General features: G+C 65.5%; 22 protein-coding genes. 11 read left to right on the top strand and 11 right to left on the bottom strand.

Translation table 11 applies throughout. From position 1 onward, the window contains the following. Positions 1-84: 84 nt before the first annotated feature. The gene (locus QA649_RS18335) at positions 85-1,881 is read left to right on the top strand and encodes a caspase family protein (protein WP_283025409.1); all 1,797 of its coding nucleotides are present in this window, start codon (positions 85-87) and stop codon (positions 1,879-1,881) included. A gap of 28 nt (positions 1,882-1,909) precedes the next feature. Beyond that, positions 1,910-3,748 carry a caspase family protein gene (locus QA649_RS18340; protein ID WP_283025410.1) on the top strand — a complete coding sequence of 613 codons (1,839 nt, stop codon included), beginning with the start codon at positions 1,910-1,912 and terminating at the stop codon, positions 3,746-3,748. Between the two features lie 203 nt (positions 3,749-3,951). On the opposite strand, the gene QA649_RS18345 is transcribed toward QA649_RS18340, so the two are convergent. After that, on the bottom strand, positions 3,952-5,121 hold the full coding sequence (locus tag QA649_RS18345; protein WP_283025411.1) for a M20 aminoacylase family protein: 1,170 nt from the start codon (positions 5,119-5,121) through the stop codon (positions 3,952-3,954). A 127-nt stretch (positions 5,122-5,248) separates the two neighbouring features. Then, a complete protein-coding gene (gene purB / locus QA649_RS18350) occupies positions 5,249-6,556 on the bottom strand; it encodes an adenylosuccinate lyase (RefSeq protein ID WP_283025412.1) in 1,308 nt (435 codons plus the stop codon). 560 nt (positions 6,557-7,116) lie between these two features. Here purB and QA649_RS18355 point away from each other — a divergent pair. From QA649_RS18355 to QA649_RS18365, 3 genes are all read left to right on the top strand, one after another. Beyond that, positions 7,117-7,704, top strand: coding sequence for a TetR family transcriptional regulator (locus QA649_RS18355; RefSeq protein ID WP_283025413.1), 588 nt, complete (start codon positions 7,117-7,119; stop codon positions 7,702-7,704). A gap of 97 nt (positions 7,705-7,801) precedes the next feature. Next, positions 7,802-8,377 carry a TetR/AcrR family transcriptional regulator gene (locus QA649_RS18360; RefSeq protein WP_283025414.1) on the top strand — a complete coding sequence of 192 codons (576 nt, stop codon included), beginning with the start codon at positions 7,802-7,804 and terminating at the stop codon, positions 8,375-8,377. A 64-nt stretch (positions 8,378-8,441) separates the two neighbouring features. Beyond that, positions 8,442-9,374, top strand: coding sequence for an oxidoreductase (locus QA649_RS18365; RefSeq protein ID WP_283025415.1), 933 nt, complete (start codon positions 8,442-8,444; stop codon positions 9,372-9,374). A gap of 85 nt (positions 9,375-9,459) precedes the next feature. Here the strand turns inward: QA649_RS18365 and QA649_RS18370 are convergent, their stop codons facing one another. The 3 genes from QA649_RS18370 to QA649_RS18380 form a co-directional block, all read right to left on the bottom strand. Beyond that, positions 9,460-9,762, bottom strand: coding sequence for a hypothetical protein (locus QA649_RS18370; protein ID WP_283025416.1), 303 nt, complete (start codon positions 9,760-9,762; stop codon positions 9,460-9,462). Between the two features lie 108 nt (positions 9,763-9,870). Continuing rightward, on the bottom strand, positions 9,871-10,524 hold the full coding sequence (locus QA649_RS18375; RefSeq protein ID WP_283025417.1) for a response regulator transcription factor: 654 nt from the start codon (positions 10,522-10,524) through the stop codon (positions 9,871-9,873). A gap of 7 nt (positions 10,525-10,531) precedes the next feature. Beyond that, positions 10,532-11,902 carry a histidine kinase gene (locus tag QA649_RS18380; protein WP_283025418.1) on the bottom strand — a complete coding sequence of 457 codons (1,371 nt, stop codon included), beginning with the start codon at positions 11,900-11,902 and terminating at the stop codon, positions 10,532-10,534. Between the two features lie 198 nt (positions 11,903-12,100). Between QA649_RS18380 and QA649_RS18385 the strand changes: the two genes are divergently transcribed. From QA649_RS18385 to QA649_RS18405, 5 genes are all read left to right on the top strand, one after another. After that, on the top strand, positions 12,101-12,886 hold the full coding sequence (locus tag QA649_RS18385; protein WP_283025419.1) for a MotA/TolQ/ExbB proton channel family protein: 786 nt from the start codon (positions 12,101-12,103) through the stop codon (positions 12,884-12,886). Further along, positions 12,883-13,569, top strand: coding sequence for a hypothetical protein (locus tag QA649_RS18390; RefSeq protein ID WP_283025421.1), 687 nt, complete (start codon positions 12,883-12,885; stop codon positions 13,567-13,569). Before QA649_RS18385 ends, QA649_RS18390 begins: the two co-directional genes overlap by 4 nt. Then, positions 13,562-14,167, top strand: coding sequence for a hypothetical protein (locus tag QA649_RS18395; protein WP_283025422.1), 606 nt, complete (start codon positions 13,562-13,564; stop codon positions 14,165-14,167). The genes QA649_RS18390 and QA649_RS18395 overlap by 8 nt, the downstream gene beginning before the upstream one ends. A gap of 117 nt (positions 14,168-14,284) precedes the next feature. Beyond that, entirely contained in the window at positions 14,285-15,025 is a 741-nt protein-coding gene (locus QA649_RS18400; RefSeq protein ID WP_283025423.1) for a metallophosphoesterase family protein, read from the top strand. A 6-nt stretch (positions 15,026-15,031) separates the two neighbouring features. Continuing rightward, the gene (locus QA649_RS18405) at positions 15,032-16,453 is read left to right on the top strand and encodes a bifunctional serine/threonine-protein kinase/universal stress protein (protein WP_283025424.1); all 1,422 of its coding nucleotides are present in this window, start codon (positions 15,032-15,034) and stop codon (positions 16,451-16,453) included. A 107-nt stretch (positions 16,454-16,560) separates the two neighbouring features. On the opposite strand, the gene QA649_RS18410 is transcribed toward QA649_RS18405, so the two are convergent. The 5 genes from QA649_RS18410 to rpe all read right to left on the bottom strand — a co-directional run bounded on the left by QA649_RS18410 (position 16,561) and on the right by rpe (position 18,539). Next, positions 16,561-16,752 carry a hypothetical protein gene (locus QA649_RS18410; RefSeq protein ID WP_211403792.1) on the bottom strand — a complete coding sequence of 64 codons (192 nt, stop codon included), beginning with the start codon at positions 16,750-16,752 and terminating at the stop codon, positions 16,561-16,563. 25 nt (positions 16,753-16,777) lie between these two features. Beyond that, positions 16,778-16,951 carry a hypothetical protein gene (locus tag QA649_RS18415; protein ID WP_283025425.1) on the bottom strand — a complete coding sequence of 58 codons (174 nt, stop codon included), beginning with the start codon at positions 16,949-16,951 and terminating at the stop codon, positions 16,778-16,780. Positions 16,952-16,956: 5 nt separating this feature from the next. Then, positions 16,957-17,097 (bottom strand): hypothetical protein, encoded by a 141-nt coding sequence (locus tag QA649_RS18420; RefSeq protein WP_167526316.1) that lies wholly within the window; start codon positions 17,095-17,097, stop codon positions 16,957-16,959. A gap of 91 nt (positions 17,098-17,188) precedes the next feature. Beyond that, positions 17,189-17,788 (bottom strand): hypothetical protein, encoded by a 600-nt coding sequence (locus tag QA649_RS18425; protein ID WP_283025426.1) that lies wholly within the window; start codon positions 17,786-17,788, stop codon positions 17,189-17,191. A 49-nt stretch (positions 17,789-17,837) separates the two neighbouring features. Beyond that, entirely contained in the window at positions 17,838-18,539 is a 702-nt protein-coding gene (rpe, locus tag QA649_RS18430) for a ribulose-phosphate 3-epimerase (RefSeq protein WP_283025427.1), read from the bottom strand. 252 nt (positions 18,540-18,791) lie between these two features. Here rpe and QA649_RS18435 point away from each other — a divergent pair, with 252 nt between their 5' ends. Next, the gene (locus tag QA649_RS18435; RefSeq protein ID WP_283025428.1) at positions 18,792-19,592 is read left to right on the top strand and encodes an EF-hand domain-containing protein; all 801 of its coding nucleotides are present in this window, start codon (positions 18,792-18,794) and stop codon (positions 19,590-19,592) included. Positions 19,593-19,738: 146 nt separating this feature from the next. Here QA649_RS18435 and QA649_RS18440 read toward each other — a convergent pair whose 3' ends face one another. After that, positions 19,739-20,734, bottom strand: a complete 996-nt coding sequence (locus QA649_RS18440; RefSeq protein ID WP_283025429.1) for a P1 family peptidase — start codon at positions 20,732-20,734, stop codon at positions 19,739-19,741. Positions 20,735-20,789 lie beyond the last annotated feature (55 nt).

Below are 20,789 nucleotides of genomic sequence, written 5' to 3' on the forward strand. Positions count from 1 at the left end.
CCATACTCCGAATATTCTCATGGAATTGCATCCGGGGGGACGCAAGTGATTCCGGTTCGACTATTTGTTTTGGTGATTTTTGCGATGAGCCTTGCCTGCGGATCGGCGCATGCCGACCGGCGGGTCGCGCTCATCATCGGCAATTCCGCCTACAAGAGCGCGCCCAAGCTCAGCAATCCCGTGAACGATGCCACCCTGGTCGGCGGCATGTTCAAGAAGGCCGGCTTCGATTCCGTCGATGTCAGGCTGGATCTCAGCGCCAGCGAGATGCGGCGCATGTTGCGTGAGTTTGCCGGCAGGACGCGCGATGCGGACATGGCGGTGATCTATTACGCCGGCCACGGCATCGAGCTCGACGGCACCAACTACCTCATTCCGACCGACGCCACGCTGGAGACGGACGGCGACGTGCTCGACGAGACCATTCCGGTCGAGCGTGCGCTGTTCGCGGTCGAGCCGGCCAAGCAGCTGCGCCTGATCATCCTCGACGCCTGCCGCGACAACCCGTTCGCGAAGACGATGAAGCGCACGCTGGCTTCGCGCGCGATCGGGCGTGGCCTCGCCAAGGTCGAGCCGACCAGCCCGAACACCATGATTGCCTTTGCGGCCAAGGCGGGATCGACCGCATCGGACGGCGATGCCAGAAACAGTCCGTTCGCCGCGGCGCTGGTTGACCATTTGCCGAAGCCGGGACTCGATCTGCGCAAGGCCTTCGGCTTCGTGCGCGACGACGTGCTCAAGGCGACCGGCTACAAGCAGGAGCCCTATGTCTACGGCTCGCTCGGCGGCGACGACGTGCCCCTCGTCGTGAAACCTGCGGCAACCGGTCCCCAGGGCAACCCGCAGGAGGCCATTCGCAGGGATTACGAGCTCGCGCTCCAGCTTGCGACGCGCGATGGGTGGGAAGCGTTTCTGTCGGCGTATCCCGATGGCTTCTATGCCAACCTCGCCAAGGGCCAGCTGAACAAGATCGGCGCCGAAGAGACGCGCGCCGCGGCCGAGCAAAAGGCGCGGGCGGCCGAGCAGGAAAAGGCGAGGCTCATCGCCGAGCGCGCCCAGAAGGCCGAGCAGGAGAAGGCGTCCGCGGCGGCCAAGGCCGCCGAAGAGGCGCGCATCGCGGCGGAGAAGCAGAAGCAGATCGAGCAGGCGAAGGCCGAAGCGGCCGAACGCGAGCGCAAGGCCGCGGAGGCGGCGGCTGCAAAGGCGCTTGCCGAGAAGCAGGCGGCGGACAAGGCCAAGGCCGAGCTTGCCGCAAAGCAGGCCGCGGAGAAGGCGGAGCAGGCCGCAAAACCGGCGGCCGATCGGCAGTTGCCCGGGGCCGAGCAAAAGGTCGCGGCGCTGTCGCCCGGGCCGACGTCACCGTTATCGGCGGCCGACCTCACGAAATCCGTGCAGAGCGAATTGCGCCGCGTCGGCTGCCTCTCCGCTGCCGCCGACGGCGACTGGAACGCTACATCGCAGCGCTCGCTGACGCTGTTCAACAAATATGCCGGCACCCAATTCGACGTGAAGCTTGCCAGCGTCGACGCGCTCGATGCGCTGAAGGCGAAGCCGGGGCGTGTCTGTCCGCTGGTCTGCAATTTCGGTTTCAAGGCCGACGGCGATCAATGCGTGAAGATCACCTGCCGCGCCGGCTATCACGTCGGCGACGACAATGAGTGCGAGAAAATCCCGGAGAAGAAGCCCGTTGTGCGCGAGGAGTCGCGGAGACGGGACACGGATCGCAAGCAAACGGAAGCCGCGCCATCGGCGCCGCAGGCGTCGGGGCAGATGGTCTGCGGGAGCGCTGGATGCAGGCCGGTTTCCAAAGGTTGCCGCCTCGGGTTGGTTTCACATCCGTCCAACCCCGCCAATAAGATCACCGGTGAGATCTGCAATTGATGGCCAGGCATCGTGTTCGGGGGCTTCAGTGATCGGGCTCAGGCCCATTATTCTTTTCGGTTTGGTGATCTGGCTCGGCTGCGCGCCCGCGCATGCCGATAAGCGCGTTGCGCTGGTCATCGGCAATTCCGCCTACAAGAGCGCGCCCAAGCTCGCCAATCCTGTGAACGACGCGATCCTGATGGGCGGCATGTTCAGGAAGGCCGGCTTCGACACGGTCGACGTCAGGCAGGACCTGAGCGCGCCCGAAATGCGCAAGGCGCTGCGCGAGTTCGGCGCGCGGACCCGCGATGCGGATGTTGCCGTGATTTACTATGCCGGCCACGGCCTCGAAGTGGACGGCACCAATTATCTGATCCCGACCGATGCCGCCCTCGAGTCCGATACCGATGTTTACGACGAAGCATTGCCGATCGACCGCGTGCTGGTGAGCATCGAGCCCGCCAAGCAGCTTCGGCTCGTCATCCTCGATGCCTGCCGCGACAATCCCTTTTCGAAGACGATGAAGCGCACCGTGGCTTCGCGTGCGATCGGTCGCGGCCTTGCCAAGGTCGAGCCAACCAGCCCGAACACCATGATCGCGTTCGCGGCCAAGGCGGGCTCGACGGCGTCGGATGGCGATTCCCGCAACAGCCCGTTCGCGGTGTCGTTGAGCGACCATCTGCCGAAACCTGGGCTCGACCTGCGCAAGGCCTTCGGGTTCGTCCGCGACGATGTGCTGAGGAGCACAGCGAACAAGCAGGAACCCTTCGTATATGGCTCGCTGGGAGGCGATGACGTACCGCTGGTTCCAGCCAGGCCGGTCGCAACGGGTCCGCAGGCAAATCCGCAGTCAGAACTCAGGCGAGACTACGAACTTGCGCTCCAGCTCGCGACGCGCGACGGCTGGGAGGCATTCCTGGCGCAATATCCCGACGGCTTCTATGCCAACCTCGCCAAGGGGCAGTTGAACAAGATCGCAGCCGAGGAGACGCGCGCTGCGGCCGAACAGAAGGCCAAGTCGGCCGAGCAGGAAAAGGCGAGGCTGATTGCCGAGCGCGCCCAGAAGGCCGAGCAGGAGAGGGCGGCCGCTGCCGCCAAGGCGGCCGAAGAGGCCCGGGTCGCTGCGGAGAAGCAGAAGCAGATCGAGCAGGCGAAGGCTGAAGCGGCCGAACGCGAGCGCAAGATCGCCGAGGCTGCAGCTGCGAAAGCGCTGGCCGAAAAGCAGGCGGCGGACAAGGCGAAGGCCGAGCTTGCCGCGAGGCAAGCTGCCGAGAAAGCGGAGCAGGCGGTAAAGCCGGCGGCGGAGCGGCAGTTGCCCGAGCCCGAGCAAAAAGTCGCGGCGCTGTCGCCCGGGACGACCTCAACATTATCCGCAGCCGATCTCACGAAATCCGTGCAGAGCGAGTTGCGCCGCATCGGCTGCCTCACGGCGGCTCCGGAAGGCGAGTGGACGCCGGCTGCGCAGCGTTCGCTGACGCTGTTCAACAAATACGCCGGCACCCAGTTCGACGCGAAGCTTGCCAGCGTCGACGCACTCGATGCGCTCAAGGCGAAGCCGGGACGGGTCTGTCCGCTGGTGTGCAATTTCGGCTTCAAGGCCGACGGCGATCAATGCGTGAAGATCACCTGCCGCGCCGGCTATCGCGTCGGCGACGACAACGAGTGCGAGAAGATCCAGGAGAAGAAGCCGGTCGCCACGCGCGAGGATTCGCGGCGGCGGGACACCGATCGAAAACAAACGGAGGCCGCGCCGTCGACCCCGCAAGCCTCAGGGCAGATCATCTGCACGAGTGCCGGATGCAGGCCGGTTGCCAAAGGGTGTCGCATTGTGCGCGATCCGAGGCCGGGTAGCGCCGGGATGATGCAAGCGGAAGTTTGCAACTAGACTAGGCATGCATCGCTGAGCCTATTGGGCAAGGCTTCGGAACCTCACGGGTTGCCCGAATGTAGCTCGTAGGGTCGGCAACGGCGCGAAGCGCCGTGCCCGCCATCCCAGCGGAGACCGCGATGGTGGGCACGCTTCCGCCTCCGCTCTTGCGAGCTACGGCGGACAAGTCGCTTTGCCCACCGGATCGCAAATTGCGTCGGCTACGCCGGCATCCGCGTCTCGATCATGCGCACCCAGAACGAGGCGCCGTGGCCGAGGATGTTGTCGTTGAACACGTACGCCGGATGGTGGCACTCGTTGCCGTCGCCCATGCCGACCAGCACCATCGCGCCGGGGCGCGCTTCCAGCATGAAGGAGAAATCCTCGGCGCCCATCATCGGGATGAACTTGTCGTTGACGCGCTCGGTGCCGACGATGTCGCGGGCGACGTCGGCGGCAAGGCCGGCCTCGCGCGCATGGTTCATCGTCACCGGATACATGCGCGTGTATTTCGTCTCGGCCGAGCCGCCATAGGCGCGGGCGACGCTCTCGGCGACCTCGGCGATGCGGCGTTCGACGAGATCGCGCACTTCGGGATCGAGGGTGCGCACGGTGCCGGTGAGCTCGGCAACCTCAGGGATGATGTTGAAGGCGGTGCCGGAGTGGAATTGGGTGATCGAGATGACGGCTGATTTCAACGGGTCGACGTTGCGCGCGACGATCGATTGCAGCGCATTGACGATCTGCGAGCCGATCAGCACGCTGTCGACCGATTTGTGCGGGCCGGCACCGGCATGGCCGCCCTTGCCGTGGACCGTGATCTGGATGTTGTCGGAGGAGGCCAGCATCGCGCCGGGCGTGGTGGCGAAATGGCCTTCGGGCAGGCCGGGCATGTTGTGCATGCCGTAGACCTCCTGGATGTTCCAGCGCGTCATCAGGCCGTCCTCGACCATGGCCTTGCCGCCGCCGCCGCCTTCCTCGGCGGGCTGGAAGATCATGATCGCAGTACCGTCGAAATTGCGCGTCTCGGCGAGATACTTTGCAGCGCCGAGCAGCATGGCAGTGTGGCCGTCATGGCCGCAGGCGTGCATCTTGCCGGGGACTTTCGAGGCGTAGGGCACGCCCGAGGTTTCCATGATCGGCAGTGCGTCCATGTCGGCGCGCAGGCCGATGGTCTTGCCGGAGGCCGACTTGCGGCCGCGGATCACGCCGACCACGCCGGTGCGGCCGATGCCCGTCACCACCTCGTCGCAGCCGAACTCGCGCAGCTTGTCGGCGACGATGCCGGCGGTGCGGTGGACTTCGTAGAGCAGCTCCGGGTTCTCGTGGAAGTCATGGCGCCAGGCGGCCATTTCGTCGGAGAGGGCGGCGATGCGGTTGACGATGGGCATGGGGGATCCGTTTCTTGCTGGTTTTGTCGTCATTCCGGGGCGATGCGACGCATCGAACCCGGAATCTGGAGATTGTAGCGCGAGATTCCGGGTTCACGCTTCGCGTGCCCCGGAATGACGAAGAATGTCAGCTCTCTCCGAACACGCGCTTGAAGATCGTGTCGACGTGCTTGAGGTGATAGCCGAGGTCGAACTGCTCCTCGATCTCGGCGTCGCTGAGATACTTCTTCACCTCAGCGTCCTTCTTCAGGAGCTGGAGGAAGTCGCCTTCGCCGCGCCAGACCGGCATGGCGTTGCGCTGCACCAGCTTGTAGGCGTCCTCGCGGCTCGCGCCCTTTTGCGTCAGCGCCAGCAGCACGCGCTGCGAATGCACGAGGCCGCCGAGGCGGTCGAGGTTCTTCTGCATGTTGGCGGGATAGACCAGCAGCTTGTCGACCAGGCCGGCAAGGCGCACCAGCGCGAAGTCGAGCGTGACGGTGGCATCCGGGCCCATCATGCGCTCGGCCGAGGAGTGCGAGATGTCGCGCTCGTGCCAGAGCACGACGTTCTCCAGCGCCGGCGTCACATAGGCGCGCACCATGCGCGAGAGGCCGGTGAGGTTCTCAGACAGCACCGGATTGCGCTTGTGCGGCATCGCGGAGGAGCCCTTCTGCCCTTCGGAGAAGAACTCTTCGGCCTCCAGCACCTCAGTGCGCTGCATGTGGCGGATCTCCACCGCGATGCGCTCGATCGAGGAGGCGATCACACCCAGCGTCGAGAAATACATGGCGTGGCGGTCGCGCGGAATCACCTGCGTCGAGATCGGCTCGGGCACGAGGCCCATGGCTTTCGCGACATGCTCTTCGACGCGCGGGTCGATCTGAGCAAAGGTGCCGACGGCGCCCGAGATGGCGCAGGTTGCGACTTCTTTCCGCGCCGCGATCAGCCGCTCCTTGGCCCGCGAAAACTCGGCATAGGCATAAGCGAGCTTGAGGCCGAAGGTGACGGGCTCGGCATGGATGCCGTGGCTGCGGCCGATGGTCGGCGTCATCTTGTGCTCGAAGGCGCGCTTCTTCAGCGCGGCCAGCACCTTGTCGAGGTCGGCGAGCAGGAGGTCGGCGGCGCGGGTGAGCTGGACGTTGAGGCAGGTGTCGAGCACGTCGGAGGAGGTCATACCCTGGTGCACGAAGCGCGCCTCGGGGCCGACGATCTCGGCGAGGTGGGTGAGGAAGGCGATGACGTCGTGCTTGGTCTCGCGCTCGATCTCGTCGATGCGGGCGACGTCGAAGGTGGCGTCCTTGGCCTTGGCCCAGACCGTCTTGGCGGCCTCCTTGGGGATGGTCCCGAGCTCGGCGAGCGCGTCCGCCGCGTGCGCCTCGATCTCGAACCAGATCTTGAACCGGGTCTGCGGCTCCCAGATCGAGGCCATTTCGGGACGGGTATAGCGGGGGATCATCTGACGGCTCCAGGAAGGTGGGCGGGCGGTCCTCAAGGGGGGCGCCGGCCAAAATGCTTTTTACGCCGTGATTTAACAGAGCGGGCAGAGCGAAACAAACGGTCTGGGCCCCGGAAGAGGGGGATCGCCGACCTATCCACCGGACCGGCCGGCGGGGGTGGCGGCGCGGGGCCACAAATATTAACTGTCAATCACGGATCATTGACTGACAGATATTGAAATCTGTCAGCGAGACGTGTATATCCGTTCCCGGACGCTCCGATTGGGCGTCCCGCGGCCATCCTGCCAGGGGAGCCCGAGGTCCGAAAAAACAGCGGATCGAGGGACCTAGTTAAGGGGTGGGAGCCGTGGACGAATGGAGACTGAAGACAATGACGACCGAAATCCTCAATTTCACCGGCACGATTGGGCATTGGCTCAATTTGCTGGTGGCGCGCCAGATCGCGGCGCAGGCTGCAAAACTGCCTCATTAAGGCGAGAGCTTTCCGAACGACCGGTGAGGGGCGCTTCGGAATCAGCGCCGTCGCCGGATGAACCCTGAACGGGAACAAGGTGCTGGCATGAATGAAGCCGTTATCCTGACGCCGGAGCGGATCCTCGAAGTCACCGAGGACGTCTTGCGGCGCTACGGACTTGCCAAGGCCACCGTGGTTGACGTTGCCCGTGCGCTCGATGTGAGCCACGGCAGCGTCTATCGCCATTTCCCAAGCAAGGCCTCGCTGCGCGAGGCCGTTGCCAAACGCTGGCTCGATCGCATCGACGCGCCGCTTCTGGCGATCGCCAGGGAGCAGGGCTCGGCGCCTGACAGGCTCGATCGCTGGCTGCGCACGTTGTTCGCAGCCAAGCGTTCGCGCGTGCTCGACGACCCCGAGATGTTCGAGACCTATCTGACGCTGGCGCGCGAGGCCTGTGCGGCCGTCAAGTGTCACAAGGACACCATGATCGACCAAATCGCGGCGATCCTGACCGATGGCGTCAGCCAGGGCGTATTCGCCGTGGACGACGTCAAGGCGACCGCGCGCGCGATCTTCGATGCGACCTGCCGCTTCCATCATCCGGCGCACGCCGACGAGTGGAAGGACGCCGAACTCCCGGCGCGCGTCGATGCGACGCTCGCGCTGGTGCTGCGCGGGTTGAAGTCGGTTTAGGGGCGCATTCGGGATTCCCAATCAGTTCTCGTGGTCAGTCCCTTTACATCCATGAGTTACGATGATAAATGAGTGAGTAATCATTCATGAAACGATCATGGCCCGTCCTTTAAGCGAAGAAAAGCGAGATGCGATCCTGGCTGCGGCGGCGGAAAATGTCGCCGCTTACGGACTAAGCGCGCAGACCTCCAGGATTGCCGCCGATGCCAAGGTCGCCGAAGGGACAGTCTTCTCCTATTTCAAGAGCAAGGATGCGCTGTTGAACGAACTCTATGTCACGCTGAAGCAGGAGATCGGGATGGCGATGATTGCCGGCTTCCGGCGTGAAAGCGATTTTCGTGGTCGCTGGCGAATGGTCTGGGACGAGTACATTGACTGGGGTGCGTTGAATCCGGCGAGGCAGAAGGCCCTTAAGCAGCTTAACGTATCGGATCGCATCACAGTCGAGAGCCGAGACGCGGCGTTGCGCACGACGCGCGATATCGCGACTGCGTTGCTGCGAGGGCTCGAGACTGGCGCGTTACGCTCGCAGCCGCCCGCGTTCGTCGGAGCGACATTCGAAGCGTTGGGAGAGATGACATTGGACTTCATCGCGCGCGAACCGGATCGTCTCGAAGAATACAAGCGCGCAGGCTTTGAAACCTTGTGGCGCGCGATCGCAACTCGCCCGTGACCGAATTCTCTTTTTCACGTCATATGAGTGATTACTCACTCATAAAACACGAAAGGCATCTTTGATGACTTGGACTGCGCAGGATATTCCGCTTCAGACCGGCCGCCGTGTCCTGATCACCGGGGCCAACTCCGGAGTTGGCTTTCATGCGGCGCTCGAACTCGCCAGGCGAGGGGCGGAGATCATCTTGCCGGCCCGCAGCGAAGACAAGGCCATGGACGCGGTTCGGCGAATCCAGCTGGAGGTGTCCGAGGCCCGGCTCGTTCCCGCGGTACTCGACCTCGCATCCCAGGCCAGCGTCCGAGCATTCGCAAGGTTTGTCGATCAACGTTTCCCCGGACCGTCCATTGATATGCTGATCAACAATGCGGGCGTGATGGCGGTGCCCAAGCGGGAGCTGACACCGGACGGTTTTGAGCGCCAATTCGCGACGAATTTCTTGGGGCCGTTCGCCTTGACCGCATTGATCTTTCCGCACCTGAAGTCGCAGCCGGGCACACGGATTGTCACGCTTGCGAGTGAAGTCGTTCACCGTGGCCGCATCGAATTCGACAACCTCCAGTCAGAGCGTAACTATGTGCCGTTGTACGGCACCTATTCCCAATCAAAGCTTGCGGACCTGATATTTGCGCTGGAATTGCAAAGACGACTGGAGGCCGCCGGGTCGCCGATCGCGAGTCTTGGTGCGCATCCCGGCATCGCAATCACCAACCTGCAATCGAACATGACTGGGTTCTACAAGCTCATTGGCCCGCTTTTCACGCCGCTGGTGGGCCAGAGTGCGGCGCAAGGAGCCCTGCCTGAATTGTTTGCTGCCACTTCGCCGGTGGCCAAACCCGGCGGCTATTACGGCCCGGACGGCGCGAAGGAGCGAAAGGGGTATCCTGCGCCTGCAAGAGTCCCGGATGCTGCTAAGGATGCCTCGGTTGCCCGCCGCCTGTGGATGGCGGCGGAACAACTGACGGGTGTCACCTTCGGTTTGGCCGCGACATCGTGAACTTGCAGCTCAGCATGTCGACCGGTGCCTTGTGGGCCGAAGGCTGGGTAGACTGCAGCACCTGTTCGATGCGTGCTGCGGACTATCACCCTCTTGCCTTGTGAAGAAGCGCGCTCTCGTGAACGGAGGGCGAGGCGGTTGTGTGCCTGCGCGGGTGAAACCCGCTGTTGGCCGGTACGACCGGCGGGCTCTCCGGATATGTATTGACCGCGATTTCGACGACATCCTTTGACCGCTTTCGAAGGCGGTAGAACGTCAGCTCCTGCTCGAGCATGGGGCAGCGGAAGTGGACGACGGCCGTATCCGGCAGGCGGCAAAGTTCGTCGATGAGCTCGCCTACGGTAATGATCGGGGGATGGTCGATTGCCTTGTGATGAGCCTTACTCATGGCGATTTACTCCTCCACTCTACTCCTAACCGGGGCTGGATGGCCTCCGTTCCATCCCGCCCGGCAGATTCAAGATCTTCAAGTGTGGGGGAAGCGGCAGCCCCGCTGCTAGATCTTTGTCAGCCCGCACGTCGCGGCGAGCCGCACCAGTTGAGCGTCCGTGCGCGCGCCGGTCTTGGTCTTGATCAGATAGTGATAGTTCTGGACTGTCTTTACACTGAGATTGAGGTGTGTCGCGATCTCTTCGGTGGTAGCTCCGCCGGCGAACTGGCGCAGGATCTCGATCTCGCGCTCGCCCAGCTGGTCCAGCACCGAGCCGGTCGGCGACAGGCTGTCCTCGGCGAGGATGTGGGCGATGTCGTCGCTCATGGCGCGCTCGCCGCGAGCGACGCTGCGGATTGCATTCACGACGGCGGACGGCTCGTTGCTCTTGGTGACGAAGCCGGAGGCGCCGGCGCTGAAGGCTGCTTTCACCAGCACGGCCTCGTTGTGCATGGTGAAGACGAGGATCCGGGCCCGCGGGCTGCGGGCGCGGATGTTGCGGATGGCCTCCAGCCCACTCGCTCCGGGCATCGAGATATCAAGCACGACGACGTCGGGGTCGTGCGCCTTGAAGGCGCCGTAGGCATCCGCGGCGTTGTCGGCCTCCGCCACGACGTGCAGGTCGCCCTGGCTCTCCAGCACGCGCCGGTAGCCCTGGCGGACGATCGGGTGGTCGTCGACCAGCAGCACGGAAATGCCTGTTGCCGCGACATCGTTCACGTCGGCCTCACGCGGCGAGCGGGATGGTGGCGGCGACGCTGAGGCCGCGCGTGGCGGGGAGGATCGATAGCGATCCGCCGGCCGCCGCGACGCGCTCGCGAATGCCGGTGAGGCCGAAGCCGGCCGACTGCGCGACCCGCTCCGCATCGCCGCCGCCGTCGTCCTCGACACGGATCAAGAGCGCATCGTCCTCGCCCGCGCGCCGCTCGACGCGCAACGATATCTCGCGCGCCGCGCTGTGACGCAGCGCGTTGGTCAGGCACTCCTGCGCGACACGGTAGGCGGTGGTGGCGGCCGGGCCGCTGATGTCGGTGAGGTCGCCTCTGAGGTCGAGCTGGATCGTCGGCCGTGCCGTACTGTGCGAGCGCCAGCTGTCGACGAGATTGATGAGGCTTGCCTCGAGCCCGAGCTCCTCGGGCAGCGGATTGCGCAGCCGCTTCAGCGCATCGCGCAGCGAGGCCATCAGATGATGGGTGGCTTGCGAGATCATGCGCGCATCCTGCGCGATGCCGTTGTCCTTGTTCTCCTTCGCGCTCGCCGTCTCGATGGTGTTGGCAAAGGCGAGGATGGCGGAAAGATTCTGCCCGAACTCGTCGTGCAGCTCGCGGGCGAGGGCGCGGCGTTCGTCGTCGCGGATCTCGATCAACCGCCGCGTCAGCGCCGCGCGCTGTTCGGTCGCTTCCTCCAGCCGGCCGCCAAGCTCGCCGACGGCGCCCCCGATCATCGCCAGCTCCATCGAGCGGAAGCGCGGCAGTTTGGTGCGATACTGTCCGCGCGCCATGCGCTGGAGCGCGGTGACGATCGCACGCGCCGGCGCCAGCGCGTGCGCGATGGCGAGCGAAGCGAGCAGGGCGATCGCCGCCGCCATGAGCAGCGCGACGTCGATGACGTTGAGGATGTATTCCCAGGCGAGCGAGATCGCGGCGGCCGCATCGGGCGTCGCAACCACCGTGCCGGCGGCAGCGGCGCGCGGGCTGACGGGCCGTACCACCTCGGCATGGCTGCCGAGGAAGGTCGGCACGATCGCTGCAAACCAGCGCGGCGGGGTCTTGCCCAGCCCCTCGCTCTGGCCGCAGAGCGGCTTCTCGAATGCGGTCGCCGGCTGGAACTCGACGCAGACGCCGGGCGAGATCAGCTTCATCGTCTCCAGCGTGCGCCATTCCGGAACCGGCAGCAGGTGCTCGCGCGCTCTGCTGCTGCGCAACAACAGCTCGTGCCAGTACAGCGCCTGAAGCGCCTGCGCGACCCGCTGCGCCGAGGCCGCGGTCGCCCGGTCAATGCTGCGATAGGCGTCGAAAGTGGCCCATACGGCCGCGGCGCCCAGGCACAGCGCCACGATGAGCAGCAGGCGGGCAACAAGCTGAAGCACGAGGCGCATGCGATCACCCCCGACGTTTGGTAGGATCAGCCTAACAACGCCGCCGCGCCTTGCCAATTGCGGGGTGCGGCAGGATTGCAGCTCGGGCAAATTTCCCAAGCCGGATTGGGCATGGGTCTTTGGACCGGGCGCGGCGGCTTTGATCTAATCGGGCAGGAATCTTATAGGCCCATCGTTGCGGGCGAGGAGCGGTGCAGCATGAGTTCGATGACGATTGGACCGATCGCCGGGTCTGCTGCGGATCCATCCGAGCGCAGCGCGCTGCTGTTCTGGATGATCTTCACCGGGCTGTCGATCTTCGCCGTCGTGCTGCTCTGGCGCTTCGGCCTGATCCATCTGATGCTGACCTCGGATCGGACCTACATTTCCAGCATCATCGCGCTGCTCTATGTCCTCACCTGCGGCCATTGCTTCCTGCGCACGCGGGCGATCGCCCGTGAAGGGGCTGCGGCGCGGCGTTGCCGGGCGGCGCTCGCGGCGCCTGACGGCGGCAGGGTGCTCGATGCCCGTGCGACGGCGCTGCCGCGCGGGCTGGTGCGCGATCACATCGAGAGCCTGGTGACGAAGGCCGCGGCGCAGGATTACCGCCCCGTGGACCAGACGCTGCTGCTGCGGACGCTCGCCGACCGCCTGCGCGGCTCCAACGGCTTCGGCGCCTTCGTCTCGGACACGCTGATGAAGCTCGGCCTGCTCGGCACCATCATCGGCTTCATCATCATGCTGGCGCCGATCGCGGGGCTCGATGCCGCCGACAAGGTCGCGATGCGCTCCTCGATGGGGCTGATGAGCGACGGCATGGCGGTCGCGATGTACACGACGCTGGCCGGCCTCGTCGGCTCGATCCTGGTCCGCATCCAGTACTACATGCTGGATGCCGCGACCCAGCGGGTGTTCTCCGATGCGGTGGTGCTGACCGAGACCTATGTGACGCCGGTGCTGGAGCGCAAAGGCGCTGCAATCAAAGGCGCCGGATCGCCGTCATGATGGATGATTTCGGTCTCTATCCGCGCGAGGAGCCGTTCGATCCGCTCGGCGTGATGCTGTTCAAGGCGCTCCAGGTGATCGCCTTCCTGTTCTTCCTCGCGCTGCTCGCGGTGTCCCCGGACGCCAAGGACGGCAAGATCGACTCCAAGGCGGAGTTCATGATCACGCTGGACTGGCCGGACAACCACCCCGACGATCTCGACCTGTTCGTGCAGGATCCTGCCGGCAATATCGCCTGGTATCGCCACCGCGAGGCCGGCTTCCTCACGCTCGACCGCGACGACCGCGGCGGCGCCAACGACTTCATCATGGTCGCCGGCAAGAAGATCGCCTCGCCCATCCGCGAGGAGATCGTCACGATACGCGGCATCCTCGCCGGCGAATACACCGTCAACGTCTCGCATTTCGTCGCCACGACCGGCGAGCCGGTGACGGCCAATGTGAAGGTGCAGAAGCTCAATCCGACCGCGCAGGTGATCTTCGACAACAAGTTCACGCTCGACCACACCGGCGACGAGAAGACCGCGGTCCGATTCCGCATCGATGCGGAAGGCAAGGTCGTCAATGTCGATCAGCGGCCGAAATCGCTGCTGGAGACGTTCCGCAGCAGTTGGCGCAACGGCGCTGATGTCGATCCGAAGACCGGTGTGAGCAAGAACGCTGTGAGGGTGCGCCGTGAGTAGCCTGCAGACGGTCATCCTCACGCTGTCGGTCGCCTACGCCGTCATCGGCGCGCTGCTGCTGGTCGTGCTGGTCTATGCGCGGCTGCACTGGTCGCTCAAGGCAGTCGCGGTGGTCGTGACCAGCGCCTTCTATATCGTCAGCTTCACCGAGATGCGTGGCCTGCTCGGCTGGGCCAGCGCCGACCGGTTGCCCACCTCCTTCAAGCTGCTGAAGGCCCGCATTGTCGAGCCGCATTCGCTGGAGGGCGATCCCGGCTCGATCTATCTCTGGGTCGAGGAGCTCGGTGAGGACAATCGCCCGAGCGGCATCCCGCGCGCCTTCCGTGTGCCCTACAATGAAAGGCTCGCCGACAAGACCCACGCGGCGGAGAACGAGATCGCGCTCGGACATCCGCAAGGCGGCCGGGCCGCCGATTTCGGCGGCGGCGACGGCAGCCTGATCGACATGGTCCGGGAATATGTGACGCCCAAGACCATTCTGGAGACCAGCGGCGGCGATTCCTCGACCGGCGAATTCCTCGCGCCGCCGGCGGGCGCGCAAGGCGCCGTGTTCACGCCGATCCCGCCGCCCCGGATGCCGCCGAAAGACGAGCAATAGGCCCTTCACCATCGGCGCAGGACCAAGCTGGAAAACCGCCCCGCGCCGGCGCATCTTCTTGACGTCCCTCAATTTGGCCTTATCGGCTTCCGATAAGACCTTTGGGGTGGAGGGTGCGTGCTTCTCGCTGTCTTCTCGGATATCCACGGCAACCGGCAGGCGTTCGAGGCCTGCCTGAAGGTCGCGCGTGCGAAGGGCGCGGAGCGGTTCGTCCTGCTCGGCGACTTCGTCGGCTATGGCGCCGATCCGGAATGGGTGGTGGATACCGCGATGGAGCTGGTCGCGCAGGGGGCCGTCGCCGTGCGCGGCAATCACGACCAGGCGGTCAATTCCTCGGCCGAGACCATGAACGCCGAGGCGCAGATCGCAATCGAATGGACCCGCGGCCGGCTCGACGCCGCGCAGCGGCGATTCCTGGCCGAACTGCCGATGCTGGTGGAGGACGGCGACCGCCTGTTCGTGCATTCGGAAGCCTCCAGCCCGCAGCGCTGGCATTACGTCCGCTCGACGGCGGATGCCGCCAAGAGCCTGATCTCGACCCCCGCTCATGTCACCTTCTGCGGCCATATCCATCGTCCGGCGCTCTATTCGATGTCGGTGACGGCGAAGATGACGAGCCTCGTGCCCAAGACCGATGTCGCGGTGCCGCTGCTGCGCGGACGGCAATGGCTCGCCGTGCTCGGCTCGGTCGGCCAGCCCCGCGATGGCGATCCGTCCGCGGCCTTCGTGCTGTTCGACACGGTGTCGTGCCAGATCACCTATTGCCGCGCGCCCTATGACATCGAGACGGCCGCGAGCCGGATCCGCGAGAACGGCCTGCCGCATTGGCTCGCCGACCGGCTATCGCAGGGACGCTAGAAGCCGATGCCGAAACCCCTGGTCAAGTCAGGCGCGGTGATCGACGGCTACACCATCGGCGAATGCGTCCATGCCGGCGGCATGGCGACGCTGTGGACCGTGACCCATCCCGGCATCGACGTGCCGTTGCTGATGAAGATCCCCAGGGTGTCGGAGGGCGAGGACCCCGCCGCGATCGTCTCCTTCGAGATGGAGATGATGATCCTGCCGCGGCTTGCGGGACCGCACGTGCCCACCTGTTTCGGCACCGGCGATTTCGCGCACCAGGCCTATGTCGTGATCGAGCGCATCCCCGGGACCACGCTCTACAAGCGGTTGCCCGACCTGCCGCTGCCGTATGACGAGGCGCGGCAACTCGTCGCCAAGGTCGCGACCGCGCTGGCCGACCTGCACCGGCAGAACGTGATCCATCACGACATCAAGCCGAGCAGCATCATGTTCCGCGAGAGCGGCGAGGCGGTGCTGATCGACTATGGCCTGTCGCACCACGACCATCTGCCCGATCTCCTGCAGGAGGAGTTCCGCCTGCCTTACGGCACCGCGCCGTACATGGCGCCGGAACGGCTGCTGGGCGTGCGCGACGATCCGCGCAGCGACCTGTTTTCGCTCGGCGTGCTGCTCTATTTCTTCACCACCGGCGAGCGTCCGTTCGGCGAGGGCGAGACGCTGCGTGCGATGCGGCGCAGGCTCTGGCGCGATCCGCATCCGCCGCGCGCGCTTCGCGCCGACTATCCGCCCTGGCTCCAGGAGGTGGTGCTGCGCTGCCTCGAGATCGAGCCGGTGTGGCGCTATCCGACGGCATCCCAGCTCGCCTTCGATCTCGCTTATCCCGACCAGGTCAGGCTCACCGCGCGTTCGGAGCGGCTGAAGCACGATCCGCTCAGCGTCGCCTGGCGGCGGCGCTTCAACCAGGGCGTCATGGCCCCGCGCGCGAAATCGGATGTCGCAGCTCAGATCGCATCGAGCCCGATCCTCGCCGTCGCACTCGACACGGCGGAAGGCGCGCCGGAGCTGAACGAAGCGCTGCGCGTCACCACCGAACGCATTCTCGCCACGCTGCCCTCGGCGCGGCTTGCCTGCGTCAACGTGCTCAAGCTGAACCGCATCGCGATCGACCGGACGCTGGATGAGCAAGGCTCGAACAAGCATATCGACCGACTGGTCGCGCTCCGGCATTGGGCAACGCCCCTGAAGCTCGACGAGAGCCGGCTGTCGGTTCACGTGCTGGAGGCCGTCGATCCCGCGGCGGCGCTCTTGGAATTCGCCGAGGTCAACCAGGTCGACCACGTCATCATCGGCGCGCGGCAGAGCTCGTTCCGCCGCACGCTGCTCGGCAGCGTCTCGGCCAAGGTGGCCGCGGAGGCGGCCTGTACCGTCACAGTGGTGCGGCCGCCGCGGATGGCCGCGGATGAAGAGGAGATCGGCTAAAGCACGATCCGGAAAAGTGCGAAGCGGTTTTCCGGAAAGATCGTGCGCAAACGACAACCTGAAGCGCGATGACGATTCATCCAAATTTCATCGCGCTTTAGACGAAATCAGGCCGCGTGCGCGGTGTGGACGACGCGCTTGCGGCGGATGGGCCAGGAGAATTGCGGCCCCGGCTCGCCGTGGTCCGCGCTGCCGCCAAAATACTGGATGATCTCGCGGCAGGGCTCGCAATTGAACAGGTTACGCGACGCGGATGCCTTGGTCATTTCCTTCAGGCAGTTCGGGCAATGCGGTTTCATGGGGGCGTTCCGAAAAAGAAGATCGTCAGTGGTGGCGCTGAGACGGATGGTCCAGTTCCGAATTGTCGAGCCTGTTATCGTCGACCGGCGCGCCGTCAGTGCGTTCGAGCCGACCGAAGAAATAGTCGAGGCTCGGATGCGGGCGCCGCGGAATCCGGCACCTGCGTTTCGGCAGGCGCTTCACGAGGGCGATCTGCATGGGCGTCAGGCCCGATAGCGGTCGCGACGGATGCTGCGGGCCGAACGTGCCGGGGCCTCGACCGGTCCGGCCGACGGGCCGAACACGACAAATGCACTGAAACCAATCCACAACGCCACGCCAGTCCAGACCAGGGTCGTCGTCATGATGTGCTCCCGTCAAAAGCAGGCGGGAATCACTTGCAGTGATTTGCGCGAATCAGTGAAGCCCGGATGAGTACGGGTCGCGGTTGTAATTTTAGGCAGTTCGCTCCGCAGCGCCCGTAAGAACCGCAGCTTTCTCGTGGGGCGGCCGCCGTAACTTGCCTGCGCGCGCAGCTTCGAGGATGTCACGCAGGCGCGGAGCGTCGCGAACACAGCGAAACCCACAGCGGCCGGTGTAGTCGGCATCGGGCGAGCGGGGTGATCGCCTTGATGCGAAGTTGAGGTGGCCGGCGCCGCGGCCGATGTCGAGGATTTCGAAGACGGCGTCCATGGCTTCGAACGGCGTCTGGCTGACCGTCCGTCGGCCCCAGGCCGTTCGCAGGATCAGCGCGCGGCGATCGGTGATCAGATAGAGCGTCTGCAGATCTTGAAGTAGCATCACCAGCGGGGCCGCAACCATCGCAACCCCGAGCATCGCGAGAGGGTGGGCCGCCTGGTCGATCCAATCGGTTCTGACGGCGACGACGGTCAGCAACAGCCAGGGACATCCGATCCACCAGAGAAATCGCCACATCATCGCGCGGGCGACGCCGTCGGGCTGGCCCTGCCAGATCACCTTTTCGCCGTCCTGCAGGGCCTCGGCGCGCAGGCGTCGCAGGCCTGCGGAAAACGGAGTGGCGCGGATTTCGTCCATTCCTGTTGGTCGCGGCGGCCGCAAGGCCGGTTCGGAGCGCGAATAGCCGTCAGATGGCCTCGCCGCGCGCCCCGAGCGCCGCACTGCGGATCGCGGCAATATTGGTCTTGTAGGCGTCCTGTGTGCCGCCCCTGAACACGGAGGTGCCGGCGACGAAGGCGTTGGCGCCGGCAGCTGCCAGCGGGCCTGCGACGTCGGGGCCGACGCCGCCGTCGACCTCGATGTCGATCGGACGGCCCGCGACCATCGCACGGATGTCGCGGATCTTGTTGATCGCGGAGGGAATGAAGGCCTGGCCGCCGAAGCCCGGATTGACCGACATCACCAGCACGAGGTCGACAAGGTCGAGGACGTATTCGAGCGCGCTGATCGGCGTGCCCGGGTTGAGCGAGACGCCGGCCTTCTTGCCGAGCGCGCGGATGGCCTGGAGCGAGCGGTGCAGGTGGGGACCGGCCTCCGCATGCACCGTGATGTGGTCGCAGCCGGCCTTCGCGAAGGCTTCGAGATAGGGATCACAGGGCGAGATCATCAGATGCGCATCGAAGATCTTCTTGGTGTGCGGGCGCATCGCCTTGATGACGTCGGGGCCGTAGGAGATGTTGGGGACGAAATGCCCGTCCATCACGTCGAGATGGATCCAGTCGGCGCCGGCGGCGTCCACCGCGCGCACCTCCTCGCCGAGCCTGGAGAAATCCGAGGCCAGGATCGAGGGCGCGATGGCCAGGGGGCGGTGGGCGAAGGCTTGGGTCATGGCGCTGTTCCCGTGGCGGCCGGACGACGATGGGCCTCGCCTAACATGGGCCTCCGTGGCGGGCAATGCAGGAGGAGCGCGCTTCCTGTGGGCGGAAATTTCTGCCGCGACCGGCATGAATTGCCGGTGTTCCCGCGACCTGCACAGCGTGACGGACGCGGATTTCATTGAACTTTTCGCGCTGGCACGACGCTTGCTGACTTCACCTGCGGAACATTGGCTGCGGCATGCCGCATCGGTTGGAGTTGTGCAATGTTGTTCGCTCTTGGTGCCGTCTCGAGTGCGCTCGACGCGATCCAGTCGCTGACGAACTCGAAATCGTCGTCGTCGACGCAGAAGACGGGATCCTCGCAGAGCGCGCCGACCAATCCGTTCGCGATCGACAGCGGCAGCAGCGGCACGAGCGGCAGCGCGACCTCGTCGGTCAATGCAGGCAAATATCCGCAGATCTCGCCGGAGACGATGAACGCGTTGTTCGCCGCGCAAAGCCAGTCCTCGGACGGCACCAGCGGCGCGACGACCTCGACCTCGTCCAGCTCGACGTCCTCGATCTCGTCGGGCCGCGATGCCGCGCTGAAGCACCTGTTCTCGCAGATCGATGCCGACGGCGACGGCAACATCACCAAGTCGGAATTCGAGGGCGCGCTCGGTGCCGGTGGCACCAACCTGGCGCAGGCCGACGACGTATTCTCCAAGATGGATTCGAACTCGGACGGCAGCGTCAGTCTGGATGAGATGTCGAAGGCGCTGAAGAGCGGTCACCGCCATGCCCACGGGGCGAACGGCGCGGACGAGGCCTCCGGCAGCGGCTCGGATTCCTCGTCGTCATCGAGCGGCGGATCGACCTCGACCACGACGACCAATGCCGACGGCTCGACCACCACCACCGTCACCTATGCCGACGGCTTCAAGATGTCGACCACGGTGCCGGGCGCGTCCAGGTCCTCCGCCAATTCGGCTTACGATCTGTTCGCGCAGTTGATGCAGCGGCAAGGCGGACAGGGCCAAGGCGCCTCAGCGACTGCCGGCTCATCCATGTCGATGAGCGTGTAAACGAGAGCTCTCTCCAAAAATGACGCTGTCATGCCCCGGCTTGACCGGAGCATCCAGTACGCCGCGGCCCCTCGGCAAAATCACTTCCGTCTCTGGAATACTGGATCGCCCGGTCTTCGCCGGGCGATGACACCGGATGTGAGGCGCTAGCCAAATCTGTCCCTCCACGCCGGCTGCGCGCCGGGGAACGGCAACGCCGTCGCGCTGTAGACGCCGCGGGCGATCGCGCGCGCGACGACGTTGGCGGCGACCGTGCCGAGCTCGGTGAGGCCGGCCAGCGGCTCGATCGGCTTCTCGCCGGTCGCCGCCGCAAACAGCACGTCGCCGTCGGTCGGTGCATGCACCGGATAGATCGCGCGGGCAAAGCCGGTATGCGCGATCATGGCCAGCCGCTTGGCCTGGGGTTTGGTCAGCACCGCGTCGGTGACGACGGCGCCGATGGTGGTGTTTTCGCGCGCGGTCGCCGCGGGACCGCCCTTGATGCGCATGCGCAGCATGTCGTCGGTGAACTTGTCGGGCAGGCCGCGTCCGCCGAATTCGCCGCCCACCTCGAACGGCGCCGCCCAGAACCAGGGCCCGTCGCCGACTGTGACAGTGCCGACCGCGTTGACGGCGACGATCGCCGCGACCTTCACGCCGTCAGGCGTCACCGCCGAGGCCGAGCCGAGCCCGCCCTTGAACGTCGCCGTGGTGGCACCGAGGCCCGCGCCGACGCTGCCGAGTGTGAAGTCCGTGCCGGCCGCGGCGGCCGCGGCGTAGCCGAGGTCGCGATAAGGCGAGAAGCGTCCCCAGGCCTTGTCGCCGCCATTGAGGAGGTCGAACAGGATCGCGCCCGGCACGATCGGGATCAGCGCTTCGCGAACCCGGTGGCCGCGGCCCTGCTCGGCGAGCCAGGCCTGCACGCCACCGCCGGTATCGAGGCCGAAGGCAGAGCCGCCCGACAGCGCGATCGCGTCGACGCGCTCGACCGTGTTGGCGAGATCGAGCAGTGCGTCCTCGCGCGTGCCGGGGCCGCCGCCGCGGACGTCGATCGCCGCGACCGCGGGCTGGTCGAAGATGATCGCGGTCGCGCCGGAGGCGACTTTGGCGTCCTCGGCATGGCCGACGCGGACGCCGGCGATGTCGGTGAGCAGGTTCTTCAAGACAGGCCTCGTGCGCTGAAGGAGTTCGTCTTTGCGATAGCGCAGGGATGCCGCC

This window comes from Bradyrhizobium sp. CB1717 (assembly GCF_029714325.1).
Classification (GTDB): Bacteria; Pseudomonadota; Alphaproteobacteria; order Rhizobiales; family Xanthobacteraceae; genus Bradyrhizobium.